The organism is Gammaproteobacteria bacterium, from assembly GCA_019911805.1.
Lineage (GTDB): Bacteria > Pseudomonadota > Gammaproteobacteria > Thiohalobacterales > Thiohalobacteraceae > JAHJQQ01.
The window spans coordinates 1-19,191 of the sequence record JAIOJV010000125.1; the positions used below are offsets into that span (position 1 = coordinate 1).

General features: G+C 63.0%; 20 protein-coding genes. 18 read left to right on the forward strand and 2 right to left on the reverse strand.

Annotated features, from left to right (window positions below; genetic code table 11):
- From K8I04_15475 to K8I04_15510, 8 genes are all read left to right on the forward strand, one after another.
- The coding region (locus tag K8I04_15475; GenBank protein ID MBZ0073116.1) for a cytochrome c biogenesis protein ResB at positions 1-1,272 on the forward strand (1,272 nt) is incomplete at its 5' end.
- Between the two features lie 82 nt (positions 1,273-1,354).
- The gene (gene ccsB, locus K8I04_15480; protein MBZ0073117.1) at positions 1,355-2,530 is read left to right on the forward strand and encodes a c-type cytochrome biogenesis protein CcsB; all 1,176 of its coding nucleotides are present in this window, start codon (positions 1,355-1,357) and stop codon (positions 2,528-2,530) included.
- 175 nt (positions 2,531-2,705) lie between these two features.
- A complete protein-coding gene (locus K8I04_15485; GenBank protein MBZ0073118.1) occupies positions 2,706-3,341 on the forward strand; it encodes a thiol:disulfide interchange protein DsbA/DsbL in 636 nt (211 codons plus the stop codon).
- A gap of 117 nt (positions 3,342-3,458) precedes the next feature.
- Positions 3,459-5,093 carry an acetolactate synthase large subunit gene (locus tag K8I04_15490; GenBank protein MBZ0073119.1) on the forward strand — a complete coding sequence of 545 codons (1,635 nt, stop codon included), beginning with the start codon at positions 3,459-3,461 and terminating at the stop codon, positions 5,091-5,093.
- Complete coding sequence (locus K8I04_15495) at positions 5,081-5,911, forward strand: endonuclease/exonuclease/phosphatase family protein (GenBank protein ID MBZ0073120.1); 831 nt, start codon at positions 5,081-5,083, stop codon at positions 5,909-5,911. The genes K8I04_15490 and K8I04_15495 overlap by 13 nt, the downstream gene beginning before the upstream one ends.
- A 194-nt stretch (positions 5,912-6,105) precedes the next feature.
- Positions 6,106-6,696 (forward strand): cytochrome c oxidase subunit 3 family protein, encoded by a 591-nt coding sequence (locus K8I04_15500; GenBank protein MBZ0073121.1) that lies wholly within the window; start codon positions 6,106-6,108, stop codon positions 6,694-6,696.
- The gene (locus tag K8I04_15505; GenBank protein MBZ0073122.1) at positions 6,693-6,968 is read left to right on the forward strand and encodes a cytochrome C oxidase subunit IV family protein; all 276 of its coding nucleotides are present in this window, start codon (positions 6,693-6,695) and stop codon (positions 6,966-6,968) included. Before K8I04_15500 ends, K8I04_15505 begins: the two co-directional genes overlap by 4 nt.
- Before the next feature lie 34 nt (positions 6,969-7,002).
- The gene (locus tag K8I04_15510) at positions 7,003-7,410 is read left to right on the forward strand and encodes a hypothetical protein (protein ID MBZ0073123.1); all 408 of its coding nucleotides are present in this window, start codon (positions 7,003-7,005) and stop codon (positions 7,408-7,410) included.
- Position 7,411: 1 nt separating this feature from the next.
- On the opposite strand, the gene K8I04_15515 is transcribed toward K8I04_15510, so the two are convergent.
- Both K8I04_15515 and K8I04_15520 read right to left on the reverse strand, forming a co-directional pair.
- Positions 7,412-8,302, reverse strand: a complete 891-nt coding sequence (locus tag K8I04_15515; GenBank protein MBZ0073124.1) for a hypothetical protein — start codon at positions 8,300-8,302, stop codon at positions 7,412-7,414.
- Positions 8,303-8,312: 10 nt separating this feature from the next.
- Positions 8,313-9,041 (reverse strand): DUF1566 domain-containing protein, encoded by a 729-nt coding sequence (locus tag K8I04_15520; GenBank protein MBZ0073125.1) that lies wholly within the window; start codon positions 9,039-9,041, stop codon positions 8,313-8,315.
- A 136-nt stretch (positions 9,042-9,177) separates the two neighbouring features.
- Between K8I04_15520 and K8I04_15525 the strand changes: the two genes are divergently transcribed.
- The 10 genes from K8I04_15525 (at position 9,178) to K8I04_15570 (ending at position 19,070) form a co-directional block, all read left to right on the forward strand.
- Positions 9,178-9,333, forward strand: coding sequence for a hypothetical protein (locus K8I04_15525; GenBank protein MBZ0073126.1), 156 nt, complete (start codon positions 9,178-9,180; stop codon positions 9,331-9,333).
- Positions 9,334-9,397: 64 nt separating this feature from the next.
- Entirely contained in the window at positions 9,398-9,940 is a 543-nt protein-coding gene (locus K8I04_15530) for a cytochrome C oxidase subunit II (protein MBZ0073127.1), read from the forward strand.
- A 10-nt stretch (positions 9,941-9,950) separates the two neighbouring features.
- Positions 9,951-11,651, forward strand: coding sequence for a cbb3-type cytochrome c oxidase subunit I (locus tag K8I04_15535; protein MBZ0073128.1), 1,701 nt, complete (start codon positions 9,951-9,953; stop codon positions 11,649-11,651).
- A gap of 102 nt (positions 11,652-11,753) precedes the next feature.
- Positions 11,754-12,674, forward strand: coding sequence for a heme o synthase (gene cyoE / locus K8I04_15540; protein ID MBZ0073129.1), 921 nt, complete (start codon positions 11,754-11,756; stop codon positions 12,672-12,674).
- 29 nt (positions 12,675-12,703) lie between these two features.
- Entirely contained in the window at positions 12,704-13,537 is an 834-nt protein-coding gene (locus K8I04_15545) for an SCO family protein (GenBank protein MBZ0073130.1), read from the forward strand.
- 89 nt (positions 13,538-13,626) lie between these two features.
- Complete coding sequence (locus tag K8I04_15550) at positions 13,627-15,180, forward strand: hydrogenase iron-sulfur subunit (protein MBZ0073131.1); 1,554 nt, start codon at positions 13,627-13,629, stop codon at positions 15,178-15,180.
- Positions 15,173-15,685, forward strand: a complete 513-nt coding sequence (locus K8I04_15555; GenBank protein ID MBZ0073132.1) for a hypothetical protein — start codon at positions 15,173-15,175, stop codon at positions 15,683-15,685. Before K8I04_15550 ends, K8I04_15555 begins: the two co-directional genes overlap by 8 nt.
- Before the next feature lie 60 nt (positions 15,686-15,745).
- The gene (locus K8I04_15560) at positions 15,746-17,104 is read left to right on the forward strand and encodes a cbb3-type cytochrome c oxidase subunit I (protein ID MBZ0073133.1); all 1,359 of its coding nucleotides are present in this window, start codon (positions 15,746-15,748) and stop codon (positions 17,102-17,104) included.
- Between the two features lie 140 nt (positions 17,105-17,244).
- Entirely contained in the window at positions 17,245-17,670 is a 426-nt protein-coding gene (locus tag K8I04_15565) for a cytochrome c (GenBank protein MBZ0073134.1), read from the forward strand.
- Positions 17,671-17,684: 14 nt separating this feature from the next.
- Positions 17,685-19,070 (forward strand): cbb3-type cytochrome c oxidase subunit I, encoded by a 1,386-nt coding sequence (locus K8I04_15570; protein ID MBZ0073135.1) that lies wholly within the window; start codon positions 17,685-17,687, stop codon positions 19,068-19,070.
- Positions 19,071-19,191: the final 121 nt, after the last annotated feature.

Below are 19,191 nucleotides of genomic sequence, written 5' to 3' on the forward strand. Positions count from 1 at the left end.
ATCCTGTTCCTGCGGCTGCGCGACGGCTACCTGGTGCAGCCACTGCCATTCTCCATCGAGCTCCGGGATTTCCGCATCGAGCATTACGAGTCCGGCCAGCCGAAGTCGTTCGAGAGTGATCTGGTGATCACGGAGCCGGGCGAACCGCCGCTCGAGGCCACCATCGCCGTGAATCATCCGCTGATCTACAAAGGCTATGCGATCTACCAGGCGAGCTTCAGTGATGGCGGCACGCGCATGAAATTCGACGCCTGGGGCCTCGGCCGCGCGACGGTGGCCAGCCAGACATTCGAAGGCGCGGTATTCGACAACCTCAAGATCGACACCAGTCAGGGTCCGGTGACACTGGAACTGGACGATTTCCGGCTGTTCAACATCAATCCAGCCGACGAGGGCTCCGGCAAGCGCTTCCGCAATTTCGGGCCCAACTTCACCTTCAAGTTGCGTAACGCCGCCGGTGAGGCGCGCGAATACGAGAACTACATGCTGCCGGTGGAGTTCGATGGCCGGCCGTTCTTCCTGAGCGGCGTGCGGTCCTCGGTCGCGGAGCCGTTCTCGTACCTGCACCTGCCGGCCGATCCGCAGGGCGGACTGGGCCGCTTCGTACACTTCAACGCCCTGCTGCGGGATCAGGCGCGGGTGGCGGCGGTCGCGCTGCAGACCACCCGCGAGACCTTCGGCGAGACGCCGACGGACAACGCCCCGCTCGTCCAGGAGGTCGCCACCACCATGCAGCGCCTGGTGGGCCTGTTCGCGCGCGGCGGCTTCGACGCCGTTGCCGCCCAGGTCGAGCAGACCGTGCCCGAGGAGCGGCGTGGCGAGGTGCTGGACGCCTATATCAAGGTCTTGCGGAATGTCCTGACGGCCCTCTATTTCGAGGTGCTGGACGCCGAGGGCGTGGACCTGAGCGACGGGGTGAGCGAGCGCGACGCCCAGTTCTACGACGATGCCATCAACGCCCTGGCCGTGCTGCCGCGCTATGGATCACCATTTTTCCTGCAACTAAACAGCTTCGAACACGTCCAAGCCTCCGGGTTGCAAATCGCGCGAGCACCCGGCAAGAATATCGTGTACCTGGGTTTTACCCTGTTGATTGCAGGGGTTTTCGTAATGTTCTATATCAGCCACCGGCGGCTGTGGGTCAGGTTGCAGGAGCGCGACGGCCACACCGAGGTCCTGTTCGCGGGGTCTGGCAACCGCGACCAGCGGGACTTCCGCCGGCAGTTCGAGCGGCTGATCCAGGCCCTGGACGTGCGTCTCCGTTCAGGTTGAGTTCAATGGATCGGGGTACACTCTGTCCGGCCCCGATCCGGGAAGGCGTTGGCCGTCGTTGATGCCGAGGGGAGAAATTGCCATGTCAGTCACGCAAGATGAAATGCTCAACCAGTTCGACGACCGCGCGCTGTGGCGGCGACTGAGCGGCTTCGATTGGATCTGGGCGCTGCTCGTGGTCGCCGGCAGCGCCTATGCCTATGTGTATTATGCCGGGCTGATGGACGGCTACGAGATCGGCATCCTCGCCGGTTCGGCACTCACCCTGGTCGCCATGGGCTGGGGTTGGAAGCCGATGCGTCCGTACTCCCTGGCGGTGACCGTGCTGAGCCTGGTGGCTATCAGCCTGTACGGGGGGAGCCTCGCCACAGCCGAGACCAGTTTCTTCCTGAAGTACCTCATTTCCAGCCAGTCGGCGATCATGTGGATGAGCGCCCTCTATGTGCTGGCGACCGCGGCGTATTTCATCGGTCTGTTCGCACGCTCGGAGTTCGTCAGCAAGGTCGGCACGGCGCTGACCTGGTCGGCGACGACCATGGGCTTTGTGGGTTTGATGGTGCGCTGGCGCGAGTCCTATCTCATCAGCCACGACGTCGGTCACATCCCCGTCAGCAACCTCTATGAAGTCTTCATCCTGTTTTCGGTCATCACGGCGCTGCTCTATCTGTTCTACGAAGGTCGCTATCACACCCGCGCACTGGGCGGCTTCGTACTGCTGGTGATCTCGGCGGCGGTGGGCTTCCTGCTGTGGTACACCTTCGACCGCGGTGCGCACGAGATTCAGCCGCTGGTGCCAGCGCTGCAGAGCTACTGGATGAAGATCCACGTACCGGCGAACTTCGTCGGCTACGGCGGCTTCGCGCTGGCATCGATGGTCGGCGTCGCCTACCTGTTCCGCCATCGCCAGGAGCAACGGCCGGGTGGCGGTACCGGCAGCGTGCTGCCGAGCCTGGAGATGCTCGACGACGTCATGTACAAGTCGATCGCGCTCGGCTTCGCCTTCTTCACCGTGGCGACGATCCTCGGCGCGCTGTGGGCGGCCGAGGCCTGGGGCGGCTACTGGTCCTGGGATCCGAAGGAGACCTGGGCGCTGATCGTCTGGTTGAACTACGCCGCCTGGCTGCACATGCGCCTGACCAAGGGCTGGCGCGGCACACCGATGGCCTGGTGGGCAATCGGCGGTCTGTTCGTCACCCTGTTCGCCTTCCTCGGTGTGAACATGTTCCTGTCCGGCCTGCACTCGTACGGGGAGCTGTAGACAGAAGGTCTTTTGGCCACGGAATCCGCGGACGGGCACGGAAAAATCGTATGCTTGACACCCCGCGGCCTGCCGGGCGGCATGGCCCCGGGCAGTTATAGTGCTGTTTTCCCGTATCCTTCCGGGCAGATTCCGTGGTCAACGAACATTTTCGGGCATTAACTGAGGACTGCAGATGAAACGTTTTCTTGCGCTGCTGGGGTTGTTGCTTGGGTTGGGGGTGATGGCCATTACGCCGGCACGGTCCGACTCTCTGGCCGAGGGCATCGACTACGTGACGCTGGCGGCGCCGCAGCCGACGGCCGATCCGCAGAAGATCGAGGTGGTGGAGCTGTTCTGGTACGGCTGCCCACACTGCTATCACTTCGAACCCGAGCTGCAGGCCTGGGTGAAGAAACAGCCGGATGACGTGCAGTTCGTGCGCATGCCGGCGATCCTCAGTCCGCGCTGGGAGATCCTGGCACGCGCCTACTACACCGCCGAACTGCTCGGTGTGCTGGACAAGATTCACACGCCGCTGTTCAAGGCGATCCACGAGAAGAACCAGCGCTTCGAGACCGAGGACTCGGTGGCCCGGTTCTTCGTACAGCAGGGCGTGGACGAGGCTGAATTCCGCAAGACCTTCAAGTCGTTTGGCGTGGCCGCCAAGATCAATCGGGCGCGCCAGATGACCCAGCGCTACGGCATCAGCGGTGTGCCCAGCCTGGTCATCAACGGCAAGTATCGCACTTCCGCCAGCGAGGCCGGCAGCCACGAAGGCATGCTCAAGGTGGCCGGCGAGCTGGTCGCCAAGGAACGTGAGGCGCGCTGACCCGGGCCGGCAGCGGACGCCGCACCGCGCCTGGACTCACGGACGACGAGGCCGTTCGCATCCACCGGCGGACCGGCGGACGGATCGTCACCCGTGCGCACGTTTAAGGACAACACCATGAAGGCCGCGGAACTGTTCATCAGATGCCTCGAGAACGAGGGCGTCGAATTCGTGTTCGGCGTACCGGGCGAGGAGAATCTCGATGTCATGGACGCCCTGCTGGATTCCTCCATCCAGTTCGTCACCTGCCGGCACGAACAGGGCGCGGCCTTCATGGCCGACGTGTACGGCCGGCTGACCGGCCGTGCGGGTGTCTGCCTGGCGACGCTGGGGCCGGGCGCCACCAACCTCGTCACGGGCGTGGCCGACGCCAATATGGATCATGCGCCGTTGGTCGCCATCGCCGGCCAGGCCGACACCAACCGGCTGCACAAGGAGTCGCACCAAGTGTTGGATCTGGAACAGATGTTCCAGCCCATCACCAAGTATTCCTCGCGCCTGCTGACGCCAAACATCATCCCCGAGGTGGTGCGCAAGGCCTTCAAGCTCGCCCAGGCCGAGAAGACCGGCGCAGCCTTCATCGAGTTTCCCGAGAACATCGCCAAGATGGTCATCGATGATGTGCCATTGCCCGTGCACCATCCGGTGGCGCCGGAACCGGCCCGCGATCGCGTCGAGTATGCCGCCGAGGTCATCTCGGCGGCGCGCAACCCCATCATCCTCGCCGGCAACGGTGTGATCCGCGCGCGGGCCTGGAAACACCTCGCCGATTTCGCCGCCCGGCTCAACATCCCCGTCGCCAACACCTTCATGGCCAAGGGCGTGGTGCCGTTCGGCAAGAATCCGCTGGCGCTGGGCAGTGCCGGGCTGCAGGCCAACGACTACGTGAGCTGTGGTTTCTCGCGTGCCGACGTGATCATCTGCATCGGTTACGACCTGGTCGAATATCATCCCTTCCTGTGGCACCCGACCCGTGACCGCAAGATCATCCACATCGACGCCAGTCCGGCCGAGGTGGATGCCAGCTACATGATCGAGGTGGGCGTGGTCGGCGACATCAAGCACAGCCTGCTGCGCATCGCCGAACTGGCAGCGCCGCACCAGGGTCAGCCGATGCGCGCCCTGCGCGAGGCGCTGGTGAAGGAAATGGGTCAGTACGCCCGGGACGAGGGCTTCCCGGTCAAGCCGCAGAAGATCATCTGGGATCTGCGCACCGCGCTGAACTTCGAGGATGTCGTCATCTGCGATGTAGGTGCCCACAAGATGTGGATGGCACGGATGTTCCGTTGCGAGTATCCCAACACCTGCCTGATTTCGAACGGTTTCGCCAGCATGGGCATTGCAGTCCCCGGCAGCGTTGCCGCTAAGCTCGTGTATCCCGACCGGGCCGTGGTGGCCGTTACCGGCGACGGCGGGTTCATGATGAATTCCCAGGAGATCGAGACCGCTGTCCGCTTAGGGGTGGCGATCGTCATCCTGATCTGGAACGATGGCGGTTACGGCCTGATCGACTGGAAGCAGATAAGTCATTTCAAACGCGCCTCACATGTCCGTTTCGGCAACCCGGATTTCGTCAAGTACGCCGAGTCGTTCGGCGCCAAGGGCTACCGCATCGAGCGTGCCGCCGATCTTCTGCCGACCTTGAAAAAGGCCATCGCCGACCCCATTGTATCTATCATCGATTGTCCAGTGGACTATAGGGAGAATTTGAAGTTGACCGAAAAACTTGGGAATCTGGTATGCCCCATATGATCCAGACCACCCCGCATACCGCCTCGCCCCGGGTGGCTGACGCCCCAGCGCCTGGCCGGCCATTGCGGCTGCTCAGCTATAACATCCAGACCGGCATCAGCACCAAGCGCTACCACCACTACCTGACGCAGAGCTGGAAGCACGTGCTGCCGCACGGCGAGCGCTTCACCAACCTCGACCGGGTTGCCGCGCTCAGCAACGACTTCGATATCGTCGGCCTGCAGGAGGTCGATGCGGGCAGCTTGCGCAGCAGCTTCGTCAACCTCACCCAGTATATTGCCGACCGGGCCGAATTCCCCTTCTGGTACGACCAGACCAACCGCCGTATCGGGCCGCTCGCCCAGCATGCCATTGGCGTACTTTCGCGCTTCCGCTGCACCGAGATCGTCGAGCACAAGTTACCCGGGCCCATCCGGGGGCGCGGCACCTTGGCACTGCGTTTCGGTCGCGGCGAACAGTCGCTGGTGATTTTCATCGTCCACCTGGCGCTGGGGCGGCGCACCCGGCTGCAGCAGTTGTCCTATCTCGCCGAGCTGGTCAATCAGCATCGCAACGTGGTGATGATGGGCGATCTGAACTTCCATTCCCGCAGCCGCGAGATGGAGTTTCTGATCAACCGCACGCTCATGACCGAGCCGGTACACGGGCTGAACACCTTCCCCAGCTGGCGGCCGAACCGCAACATCGACCATATCCTGGTGACGCCGACCTTGCAGGTGAATAACGTGCGGGTACTCGACTGTCCGGTGTCCGACCACCTGCCCATCTGCATGGATCTGAGCCTGCCGGCCGGTATCGATCTCTACGCCTCCGGTTGAACCTGCCTCTGAGGGGCTGCTGTGTGTGCCGCCATCGGCGCGAGGTACCGTGTGCCGCGGCGGCTGGGGTTTGGTCCGGGCGGTGAGCGGCGCGTGAGTCGGGGCATATTTGCATTCTCACCGTGGTTCCTGCATACACTATGCCCCGGCAGCCACCGCACACCCTCGGCGCCTCAGGTCAGCGGACAGATACCATGACGTACACCACCGATGCAGACGCCCAACCACGCCCCTCGGGGCCGCCGGGTGATCTCGCCATCTGGTTCTTCATCCTCGCCGAGCTGCTCACCTTCGGTGCCTTCTTCGCCGCCTACGCCTTCACCCGTCTCAAACATATCGAGCTGTTCGATACCTATCAGCAGCTTCTCGACACCCGTGCGGGGATGATCAACACCCTGGTGCTGATCACCAGCAGCTATTTCGTCGTGCGCGGCGTGACGGCGGTACGTAGCGGCCTGCCGCTGCAGTGCGCGCGCTGGTTGTGGGCTGCGGTCGCGCTGGGCGGCGTGTTCGTCGTGGTCAAGCTGTTCGAGTTCAGCGTCCCGGTCAGTGCCGGCGTGACGCTGAGCACCAACACGTTCTACATGTTTTATCTATCGCTGACGTTCTTTCATTTCATGCATGTGTTGCTGGGTATGGTGATCCTGACCGTGGTGGCAGTGAAGGCCGGCCGCGGCGACTACACACCCGCGGAGCACGCTGGAGTCGAGACCGGTGCGTCCTACTGGCACATGGTCGATCTGGTGTGGTTGATCCTCTTTCCACTGGTGTATGTGATGCGATGAACACACCGAAACGCTCATCCGCAGGGGCAACACGCACCTGGCTCATACTGGTCGCGCTGACGCTGACGACGTTCACTCTGGGGGTGCTGGGCTACGAGGGCATGGGCCTGGTGATCACGGTGCTGCTGATCGCGCTGATCAAGGGCCACCTGGTGGTCGACCACTTCATGCAACTGCGGCGCGGCGCACCCATGTGGCGGATGCTGCTGACAGGCTGGCTGCTCGCCATCGGTAGCTTGATCGCCATCGCCTTCGCGGTGGCCGGGGGGTGAGCCGGCTGCCGCGCCGGCATCCCCAGGAGGAGTGATGACCGAGGGCCCGGGCCATGAGGAAGGGAACGACGATCTGCCCGGGCAGGAGCTGGCGATTGGTGCCGAGGTGTTGTATCTGATCAACCTGCTGGTGCTACCCTTCTTCGGCTTCTTCGGGTTGCTGGTGTTGTATGTGCGCTTTCGACGGACGGCACCGCTGCTGGCGCGCTGTCACCTGGCGCAGACCCTGGCGGCGAGCCTGTGGGCCGCGGTTCTGCTGTTGGCGGTCAATGCGCTGATCCTGCTGCTGGGCGGTTACGACGCGCCCTATACCTGGGTGATGCTGGTACTGTATTTCTCCATCTGCCATACGACCCTGGTGATGCTCGGCGTCATCGGTCTGGCCAAGGCCATGGCCGGCAAGCAATACCGCTATCCCCTCATCGGACGGCCGTGCCGCTGAATCACCGCCCCGGGTGGGTGCCCCGGCGGCGTCGCAGTATCGGCAGCAGTACCAGCATGAGGGCGAGCCCCGACAGGCTGTGGATGACCGCCGCGGCGATCGGCACGCCGCCGCCGGTCGCGGTCAGGCCGATCAACACAGCCATCGAGGTCACCGCCAGGCCTGCCAGGGCACCGGCCCGATAGCGGCGCAGCGTGAACAACAGCAGCGCGAATCCGGCCATCAGTGCCACACCGGACAGTCGGTGCAGCCACTGCAGCGTGGCGGCGCCGGCGGGCGTGACCACGTGCCGCCCGGCATCCAGCGCGAGCGGCTCGAACCATCCCAGCTGCAGCGGCGAGTGCAGCGTGCCGCAGTCGAACAGCGTCGGGCAGACGGCGTTGCCATAGAAGGCGCTGCTGCCGATGCCGGTCGCGATGACCGCAGCACTGAGAACGAGCAGCACCAGCGGCGCCGCGCGTCCCGGGATGGCCACGGTATCTGTGCCGCGTCCCCGCAGGAGCCATCCGCCGAGCAGTGTCGCCAGCAACAACCCACCGAAGAAATTACCCAGTACCACCGCCGGCATGAGCAGTCCGCCCGAGCGCACGCCGAGCGCGGCGAGCGCGATGGTGATTGCCAGGATGACGATGGACAGCATCCTGCCCTGCCGTTGCCGCCATGCGCCCACGGTCAGCAACAGTACCAGTATGCCGAGCAGGCTGGCACTGACGCGATGCAGCAAGCTGGCGACCGGGAAGGCCCGTGGCGGCTCGCCGAGCAGGGCGTAGCAGTCCGGCCAGGGCGCACAGCCGAGACCACCCTGGGCGAGGCGGATATAGGCGCTGACGCCGATCAGCAACACGGCCAGCGCGAAAGCGAGGGCCGCGATGCGGGTCAGAGTACGGGTCATGTGGATCCGTTCAGGGGGCCGGGGGCGCTGCAGGTATCGGCGGTAGCAGTGTGCCACGCACCAGGCGCACATACTTCGGCGTCTTCTTCCAATCGACGCGATCGTGCGAGAACTCGAAATGCCAGGCCCAGGCGGCGTCGTACTTGAAGGCGTAGTCGTTCGCCGTCCAGTATTCACCGACCTGCGTATCCGGAAAGTATGTGGCGTCGATGGTGGGGCGCTTGAGCGGCAGTCGCGGGTCGCTGATGGTCGCAAACTCGTCCTTGCTCGGCATGCGCCAGTCGTTGAAGCCGCACCAGCCCGCGGCATTGACCGCCTGCACATAGGCGCTGATGTCGCAATCCGATCCCGTGCACTGACCACCGTCCGGGGTGCCGCGGTAATCATGGCCGTCCTGGTGTTCGTTGTCCGGGGCATACCAGCTGTAGGTGTTGTCGCTATGATGCAGCCCGGCCGCGGTGGTCTTCATCTCCCACACCAGCCCGGTATTGAGGTCACGCACGCACTGCCAGGGCGCGGTGGCGAAATCGCCGCTACCTGCGTACGCGGCGCCGGTCTCATCGAGGCGCTCGAAGGCGAATACCGTGGCCGGGGGCTGTGGCGCGGACTCGCAGCCGGCCAGCAGCAGGGTCGAGACCAGCAGCAGTCGCCGCGCGGGCCGTGCCCACCCCGGTGTGCGCCGGCCGCGGGCGGCGTCCGAGCCAATATTAGAGTCAGTTAAATAACTAATAATTTGCATATGTCACCTTGTTTGTCGATCGGCTTTTCCGTCTTGACCAAGATCAAGTCGTTGTACCACCCCATGTTTCTATGCTACCGGCGTGAGTCCCAGCGTAACTACCTGTTGCAGTCGAGATCTTGGAGGGTGATGTGTCATGACCGATCAAATCAACGACGAGGCTGACATCCCGGTGATGCAGAAGGTGCTCGACAACCCCTTCCTGCTGCTGTTCATTGGCGTGGTCATGCCGACCGTATTCTACATTCTGTGGGGCGTGATGGAGATCGTGACCATCCCGATCGCACCGTAATCGAGCCATCCGTCGTAGCGCCAGAAGAACCGGCAAACGGCATACCACCAAAGGGGAAGATATCATGAGTGCACTGCAACCACCGGCCGAACGACTGTGGTGGAAACAGCCGATCGACCGTGTCGAGGGGGCCTGGATTGTTCTGGCGCTGATCTGGTGCTTGTTCATGTTCGCGATGATGCCGTTCTGGCATGTGGTGGGCAAGCAGAACATTTCCAACGAGGCCTATCGCACCACGCCGGAGCGTTTCGCGGCCAAGACCCAGGAGATGGTCGACAAGTACACGGTGCGCACCGAGACCGAGCGTGCGATCCCGGTGGTGCATCCGCCAGCGGACTCCGATATCTATCTCATCGCACGGCTGTGGGAGTGGTGGCCACTGCTGGAGCTGGAGCGCGATAAGACCTACCGCCTGCACCTCTCCTCCATGGACTGGCAGCATGGCTTCTCGCTGCAGCCCATCAACGTGAACATGCAGGTCATTCCGGGTTACGAGATGGTGATCACCGTCACGCCGGACTCATCGGGTGAGTTCACAATCGTCTGCAATGAATATTGCGGCATCGGGCATCATACGATGCTCGGCAAGATTTACGTCGTTGAGTAAGGGGGAGACGATGGCAACCAACGCACTGTACAGGACCTGTCCCAGCACCGGTCTGCAATACAACAAACCCGCCGAGATGTTGATCAAGGCCAACGCCGTCGCCGGTGTGGTGTTCCTGCTCATCGGCGGTATTCTTGCTCTGTTGGTGGCGCTGACGCGCTGGCCGGCAGTGCACCTGCTGCCAGCGATGGAGTTCTACCAGGCACTGACGGCGCACGGCGTCGACATGCTGATCTTCTGGCTCATCTTCTTCGAAATCGCCATCCTGTATTTCTGTTCCTCGACCCTGTTGCGCTGTCGCATAGCGACGCCGCGCATCGCCTGGTTGGCCTTCGCGTTGATGATCATCGGTGCAGTGGCCACCAACTGGGCGATCCTCAAGGGCGATTCCAGTGTCATGATGACGTCCTACGTGCCGATGCCGGCCAACCCGAATTTCTATCTCGGGTTGATCCTGTTCGCCGTTGGCGCGCTGATCGGCTGCTTTGTGTTCTTCGGCACGCTGGTCGTGGCCAAGGCGGAACGCACCTATGAGGGCTCGGTACCGCTGGTGACCATGGGTGCGATCACCGCGGCGATCATCGCGGTATTCACCATCGCCTCGGGCGCGATCATCCTGGTGCCGACCTGGATGTGGTCGATCGGCTACATCAGTCACATCGATCCGCTGATGTACCGGTTGATCTGGTGGGGCCTGGGCCACTCTTCGCAGCAGATCAACGTCGCCGCGCACGTGTCCGTGTGGTACCTCATCGCCGCCGTCGTATTCGGTGCGCGGCCGATGTCGGAGCGCGTCAGTCGTGGTGCCTTTCTGCTGTACATCCTGTTCCTGCAGTTCGCCTCGGCGCATCACCTGCTGGTGGATCCGGGCGTCAGCTCGGAGTGGAAGATCTTCAACACCAGCTACGCGATGTACCTGGCGGTGCTGGCCAGCATGATTCACGGCCTGACCGTGCCCGGCGCCATCGAGGTTGCACAGCGCCGCAAGGGTCTCAACAAGGGCCTGTTCGAGTGGCTCCGCAAGGCGCCCTGGAGTAACCCGGTCTTCTCCGGGATGTTCATCTCGCTGGTCGGTTTCGGTTTCCTCGGCGGTATCACCGGCGTGGTGATGGGCACGGAGCAGATCAACATCATCATCCACAACACCATCTATGTCCCGGGTCACTTCCATGCGACCGTGGTGGTAGGCACGACGCTGGCATTCATGGCGCTGACGTACTTCCTCATCCCGACGCTGTTCAAACGGGAAGTGATCTGGAAGGGCCTGGCGCGGTGGCAGCCCTATCTGTTCGGGCTGGGCATGGCGTTCTTCACCCTGGTGATGATGGGTGCCGGTACGCTGGGCGTGTCGCGTCGCCACTGGGACATGGCCTTCACCGGTTCGGCGCTGGGCTATGAGTATCCGGGCAGTGCCTATCTGTTGATGGGTCTGGTCGGGATCAGCGCGGTCGTCGCCGTCGTCGGCGGGGCGGCATACATTCTGATCACCGTGGGTTCGATCCTCTTCGGTAAGAAGATCGACGTGCCCGGCTACGGTACGGAGCGCACGGTGGCGCTGCGCGCCTCGCCCATCGAGACCCATGGCAGTATCGGCGTGGCGGGTTTCGAGGCACCCGGCACGTTCGCCCTGGCCCTGCTGTTCCTGGCCACCTTCGTGGTGTACTACGCCATCAACTGGAAGTACCTGGCATCGGTCTGGCCGCTCAGCTGAGTGCGACATCGCCCCGTACCCGGTCCTGTATCCGACGGATACGGGGCGGGTATGGAGCGGTGGCCAACCAGCATTGATGGGTTCGACGAGAGGGCTAACATCATGGGTGTATCGGAATCCGTTCTGCCGCGTTCCGCGTCCCGGCCCGGCATCTATGCCCTGTGCCGTGCCTTCGGTAACGTCTGCAAGCTGCGTATCGGTTCGACCATCGCGTTCACCGCCCTGGCGGGCATTGCGGTGACACCCGGTCCGGCGCTGGCGGCGTGGCAGATCGCGGTCGTCGGGCTGGCGGTGCTGGTGTCTGCGGCCGCAGCCGGCGGCTTCAATCAGTACATGGAGCGGGACCTGGATGCCGTGATGCGCCGTACGCGCGACCGCCCCTTCGTCAGCGGCGTCTTCACGCATGGTCCGGCGTGGCTGCTGGTGCTGGCGGGAATGTTGGCATTGTCGGTCGTGGCCACGGCCTGGGCGACCAATCTCACGGCTGCGTTCTATGTCTTCCTCGGCGCATTTTTCTATGGCGTCGTCTATACCGTATGGCTCAAGCGCCGCACGCCCATGAACATCGTCATCGGCGGCCTCGCCGGCAGTTTCGCGATTCTGGCCGGCGCCTCGGCGGTGACGTCGGAGCTGCAGGTGTTGCCACTGCTGTTCGCCCTGGTGTTGTTCCTGTGGACGCCCTCGCACTTCTGGAGCTTCGCCATCGCCATGCACGAGGACTATGCACGTGCGCGGGTGCCGATGCTGCCGGTGGTGATCGGCGACCGCGACGCCGCGCGCATGGTGCTGATGAATACGATCCTGCTGGTGACCGCCACACTGGTACCCTTCTGGTTCGGTATGGGCGGCGTGTACCTCGCGGCTGCACTGATCGGCGGAGCACTGTTCCTGCGCGCCAATCTGCGTATGCTGCGCGCCCCTGGCCGTGCCACTGCCATGGCCAGCTTTCATGCGTCACTCGTCCAGCTTACGCTGGTGTTGAGCGGCGCGATGTTGGATATGCAGCTGGTGGCAGCCGTCTAGAGAGCCATCCGCTCGCCTGGAGTGAGTTCATGTCCGTACACCCGCTACGGCGGCATCTGATGTCGGGCGTTGCCGCGTTGCTGCTGGCGGGTGTCACGACACAGGTACCGGCCGTAATCCCACCTGCTGCGCCGGCCGAGCCGGTCTTTGACGGTGATGCCGCCTATGCGCTCAGCCAGGCGGCCGTCGGCCGTCTGGTCGGCGACTATCGGTTCACCACGGCCGATGGCCGCGAGGTCCGGCTCGCCGATCTGCGCGGTCGGCCGGTGGTCGTGAGCCTGGTCTACAGCAGCTGCTATCAGATCTGCTCCATGACTACCCGATCGCTTGCCAAGACGGTGCGCGCCGGGCGCGCGGTGTTGGGCGATGACAGCTTCGCGGTACTGACGATCGGTTTCGATACGCCGGTCGATACGCCGTCCGCCATGGCGACGTTCGCTATCGAACAAGGCGTGCGGGAGTCGGACTGGCAGTTTGTCAGCGGCGATGCCGCAACCGTGGCGGCGCTGACCCGTGATCTGGGCTTCACCTACCAGCGTTCACCCAATGGCTTCGATCATCTGCTGCAGACGACCATCCTGGATGCCGACGGCCGTGTCCACCGGCAGGTCTACGGCGATGTCATCGATGCACCCTGGCTGATCGAACCACTCAAGCGACTCGTCTTCGGGACGACCTCGGAAGATGGCGTGCTCACCCAGATCAGTAACCGGGTGCGCATGTACTGCGTGACCTACGACCCGGCCACGGGCGCCTATCGGTACGACTATTCCATCTATATTGGTATGACTATTGGCGGGCTCATCATCGTCGCTATCGCCGCTTTCCTGATCCACGAGGCACGCCGCGCCCGTAGCGTTTGATATACATCAAGGCGGCGAACCGGGTGGCGGGTCTAGCGTGCGCCCTGGGATTGCGTTCGGTACACGGCGCGCGGCGAGGATCCGATTCCATGTTGAAGACTGTACAGGCAGTGCCTCGATTCCTGCTCGAGCCGTTACGGCGCGGCCTGCAATGGGCCTTCGGCGCGAACGACAACCCCCTGCACTGGCTCGGGGCGCTGACCATCTTCTTTTTCTGGGTGGTGCTGGTCAGCGGCATCTATGTATTCGTCTTCTTCGAGACCAGCATCTTCGGTGCCTACCAGACGGTCGACTACCTGACCCACGAGCAATGGTACCTGGGCGGTGTCATGCGCAGTCTGCACCGCTATGCCTCCGATGCCGCCATCATCACCCTGGCACTGCACATGCTCAGCGAATTCGCCTCCGGGCGCTACCGGGGCGCACGCTGGTTCTCCTGGTTCACCGGCATCCCGCTGCTGTGGATGGTGTTCCCGTTGGGCATCACCGGCTACTGGCTGGTCTGGGACCAGTTCGCGCAGTATATCGCGCTGGCGACCTCGGAGCTGTTCGACGCGCTGCCCATCTTCACCGATCCGATGGCGCGCAATTTCCTCACGCCCGACAGCCTGAGCGACCGGTTCTTCACCCTGCTGGCATTCCTGCACCTGCTCGGTATCCCGATCGCCCTGGTATTCGGCATCTGGTTTCATGTGATGCGCCTGAGCCACCCGCGGGTCAATCCACCGCTGCGGCTGGCGATTGGCAGTCTCGCGATGCTGTTGGTGCTGTCACTGTTGCGACCCGCGGTGAGCCACGCCCCGGCCGATCTCTCCGTGGCACCGCACGATCTCGCCTTCGACTGGTTCTACATGCTGCCCTATCCGTTATTGGACTACGGTTCGCCACTGCTGTTCTGGGGTGTGCTGGTCGGTTCCAGTCTGCTGCTGTCGTTGCTGCCCTGGATGCCGCCGCTACGGCGGGCGCCGGCGGCGGTGGTGGACCCGGGCAACTGCAACGGCTGCGGCCGCTGTGTCGCGGACTGTCCGTTCGGTGCCGTCATCATGCACCCGCGCGATGATGGTTCCCGCTATAAGGAGATCGCCGTCGTCGACCCCGCGCTGTGTACCGCCTGCGGTATCTGTGCCGGCGCCTGTCCGTCGTCGACCCCGTTCCGCAGCATCGAGCAGCTGGTCTCGGGCATCGATATGCCGACTTTGCCGATACGCGACATGCGCAGCGCCAGCCGTGCGGCCCTCGACACCGTGCAGGCACCAATCAAAGTGCTGGTCTACGGTTGCGACCATGCCATCGACGTGCATGCCTGGGCGGGTGCCGAAGTCGCAACCGTCAGCCTGCCCTGTACCGGCAATCTGCCACCGTCCTTCATCGAGTTCGCACTGCGCCGCGAGGGTGCGGATGGGGTGTTCCTCACCGGCTGCAACACGGGGGACTGCTTCTTCCGTCAGGGTGGCGCCTGGACCGAGGCGCGCATCGCCGGCCAGCGTGAGCCGCATCTGCGCGGCAATGTAGACGCACAGCGGGTGCACATCGCCTGGGGCGCGGCCGGCGACGCCGCACGGGTACGGCGTGAGCTGGGTACATTCATCGAGCAACTGCGCGGTCTCGAAAATCCATCGCAGGGACAGACAGCCCATGGCTAGGTCGTCTTTCAACCCGGTACGGCTTGCCGGCCAGCTTGTCGCGTATGCCGCGTTCGCCGCGATGATCGGGTACTTCGCCGTGGCGCCGGCCTATTCGCCGCACCCTTCCGGCGATGCCGTGGTTACGCTAAGCTTTGCCCACTCCGGTAAGCGCGTGACCGAGTGTCGTGAGCGTAGCACCGAGGAACTTGCTAAACTGCCGCCGAATATGCGCAATCCCCTCGATTGCTCCCGTGAGCGCTCACCGCTGGTGGTCCGCTTCATGGTCGACGGTGAAGTCCGCTATGATCGCACCCTGCAACCGACCGGATTCTCCAGCGATGGCAACGCCTACGTCTACGATAAGATCCTGCTGTCTCCCGGACGACATACGATTGCACTCTATCTCAACGACGACGTCCACCGTCCCGACGGGGTCTATGAGCACAGTGCCGAGGTCGACCTGAAACCCAATCAGATCCTGGTGATCGACTTCAATCCGAATCGCGGCTTCGTGCTGCATTGAGGGTCGCCGGCAGCGCCGGCCCCGGCAGTGCGCGGCGGCCCAGGCAACAGGCAACCGCCGATGCAAAGCACATCCTATATCATCCCGCTCACCGATGACGTTGCGCGCGCGCAGGCACGCCGCTGGTTGTTCCTGGGGTTGTTTTCACTGACCCTTTCCGGTTTCCTGGCCGTGCTCATCGTGCTGGCACGCACGCCCTATCTCCAGGACATCATCCCCTTCGCAGATTTCTTCCATGCCGCGTTGGTCGTGCATGTCGATCTGTCGGTGCTGGTCTGGTTCCTGGCCTTCGCAGGCGTGCTCTGGAGTGTGAACGGTGCGACGCATTGCCGTGCCTGCGGCATGCTGGCGCTGTTGTTGGCAGCTGCCGGCGCACTGCTCATGGCGATCACACCTTTCACCGGCGACGCCCATCCGTTGATGAGCAACTATATTCCGGTCCTGCAGCAACCGCTGTTCTTTGTCGCGCTGTTGCTGTTCGGTGCCGGTATCGCCCTGCTGGTGCTGCGCTCGCTGCTGTTTTCACCACCGATCGGGCCGCAGATCTCCGGCACGGGCGCGTTGCGCTTTGGCCTGAACACCGCCGTGGTCACGACGGCGATGGCCTTCATCGCACTGCTGTGGTCGTACCTCAAGATGCCGCCCTTCATCCAGGGCGGTGAATACTTCGAATTGCTGTTCTGGGGCGGCGGCCATGTGCTGCAGTTCACCCACACTCAGTTGATGCTGGTCGCGTGGCTGTGGCTGGCGAGCGTCTCCGGCGTGCCGGTGTACACCGGGCCGCGCGTGGTGGTGTTCCTGTTCGCCTGGGGCTTGCTGGCGGTGTTCGCCACGCCGGTGATCTACCTCGCCTTCGACGTGAATTCCATGGAGCATCGCCGGCTGTTTACCTGGCAGATGGAATTCGGCGGCAGCCTCGCCTCATTGTGGATCGGCATCGCGCTGCTGGCGGGGTTGTGGAAGGCCGCGGCAGCACCGCAATCGGTACGTGCGGAACGCGCGGCCCTGACCACCTCGGTGCTGTTGTTCGGTATCGGTGGTGTCATCGGTTTTCTCATCAGCGGCAGCAATGTCACGGTGCCGGCGCACTATCACGGCTGCATCGTCGGCATCACCCTGGCATTCATGGGCATGACCTATCAGCTGCTGCCGCGCCTTGGCTTTGCCGCACCGTCGCAACGCTGGGCAGTACGCCAGAGCTGGATCTATGCGACGGGCCAGCTGGTACATATCGTCGGGCTGGCGTGGTCCGGCGGTTACGGTGTGCAGCGCAAGACCGCGGGCGCGGCCCAGGGCCTGGATTCGCTCGAGCGCATTATCTCGATGGGTATGATGGGCCTGGGCGGTCTGGTCGCCATCATCGGCGGTCTGATCTTTCTGCTCGTTGTCTTCCACGCCATGCTGCGCACACGCCGCTGACGCGCGCCCACCGGCACAACCACCGCCATGTCAATACCCGCACAGTTAATACCATAACAATTGTTGACGCATATCAAGGCGGCCTGACACCGCCGCTCCTTACCATGCACCCACATTCCCCCTGCTGGAGAGTCTGGGTTATGAGTGGCACGTTCACAAAATCAATGGCGCGCAACATCTTCTACGGTGGCAGCGTGTTCTTCATCCTGTTGTTCCTGGCCTTGACCTACGATACTGAACGGGCGCTGCCCGATCGCGACAATCGCGGCGCAATCACGCCGCAGGTCGTGCTGGGCAAAAAAATCTGGGAAGAAAACAACTGCGTCGGTTGTCACTCGATATTGGGCGAGGGTGCCTATTTCGCACCCGAGCTGGCCAACGTCTACCCGCGCCGCGGCGGCGACTTCATCAAGATCTGGATGAAGATCCAGCCGACCGGGACGCCCGGGCGCCGGCAGATGCCGCAGTTCAATCTCAACGACGAAGAGCTGGACGCGTTGGTCGCGTTCCTGAAATACGTTTCCGAGATCGATGCTGCCGGCTGGCCGCCGAATATTGAAGGTTGAGGGAGAATCAGGTCATGCAATATCAATCACAAGCGGTTGCAAAACCCTATTTCGTCGCCGCGATCATATTGTTCGTGGGCCAGATCATCTTTGGGCTGATCATGGGCCTGCAGTATGTGGTGGGTGATTTTCTGTTCCCGGAGATCCCCTTCAACGTGGCGCGCATGGTGCACACCAATCTGTTGATCGTGTGGCTGCTGTTCGGTTTCATGGGCTCGACGTATTACCTGGTCCCGGAGGAGGCGGAGACGGAACTGTACAGCCCCAAACTGGCGCTGGTGCTGTTCTGGGTCTTTCTGGCCGCCGGCGTACTCACCATCCTCGGTTATCTGCTGGTACCCTACGCGGGCCTGGCGAAGATGACCGGTAACGACCTGCTGCCGACCATGGGCCGCGAGTTCCTGGAGCAACCGACCATCACCAAGCTGGGTATCGTCATCGTGGTCCTCGGCTTCCTGTTCAATGTCGGCATGACCATCCTCAGAGGCCGCAAGACCAGCGTCAGCCTGGTACTGATGGTCGGTCTGGTCGGTCTCGCGGTGTTGTTCCTGTTCTCCTTCTACAACCCCACCAACCTGGTGAAGGATAAGTACTATTGGTGGTGGGTGGTGCATCTGTGGGTGGAGGGCGTGTGGGAGTTGATCATGGCGGCGATCCTGGCCTTCGTGCTCATCAAGATCACCGGCGTGGACCGCGAGGTCATCGAAAAGTGGATGTATATCATCGTCGCGATGGCGTTGATCACCGGCATCATCGGCACGGGCCATCACTACTTCTGGATCGGTGCGCCGGAGTACTGGCAGTGGTGGGGTTCGGTGTTCTCCGCATTGGAACCGATCCCGTTCTTCATGATGACGGTGTTCGCCTTCAACATGGTGAACCGGCGGCGCCGCAACCACCCCAACAAGGCGGCCACGCTATGGGCGTTGGGCACCGCGGTGATGGCCTTCCTGGGTGCAGGGGTGTGGGGCTTCCTGCACACGCTTTCCCCGGTGAACTTCTACACCCACGGTACCCAGATCACGGCGGCCCACGGTCACATGGCCTTCTACGGCGCCTATGTGATGATCGTGCTGACCATGATCTCCTATGCCATGCCGATGATGCGCGGGCGGGCCGCGGCCAACAGCCCCAAGTCACAGGTGGTGGAGATGTGGTCGTTCTGGTTGATGACCGTGTCCATGGTGTTCATCGTGCTCTTCCTCACCGCCGCCGGCGTGCTGCAGGTCTGGTTGCAACGCTACAGCGACGCCCCGCAGGCCTATATGGTGGTGCAGGACAAGATCGCGCTGTTCTACTGGATGCGCGAGGGCGCGGGCCTGGTATTCCTGATCGGGTTGGTGCTGTACCTGTTGAGCTTCTTCGTCGGCCGTAAGGACGCGGAGGCGGTGTCGGTCTGAGGCCACCGGGCGGGGACTTTGTCAGTCCCCGCCCGGCGGTATTCTGCCGCTGCGCTCTTTCAACGCCCGCTCAACAGGAAGGCGCGTAACGGTCTGTTAAAGAGACGCCAAATTATGTAAA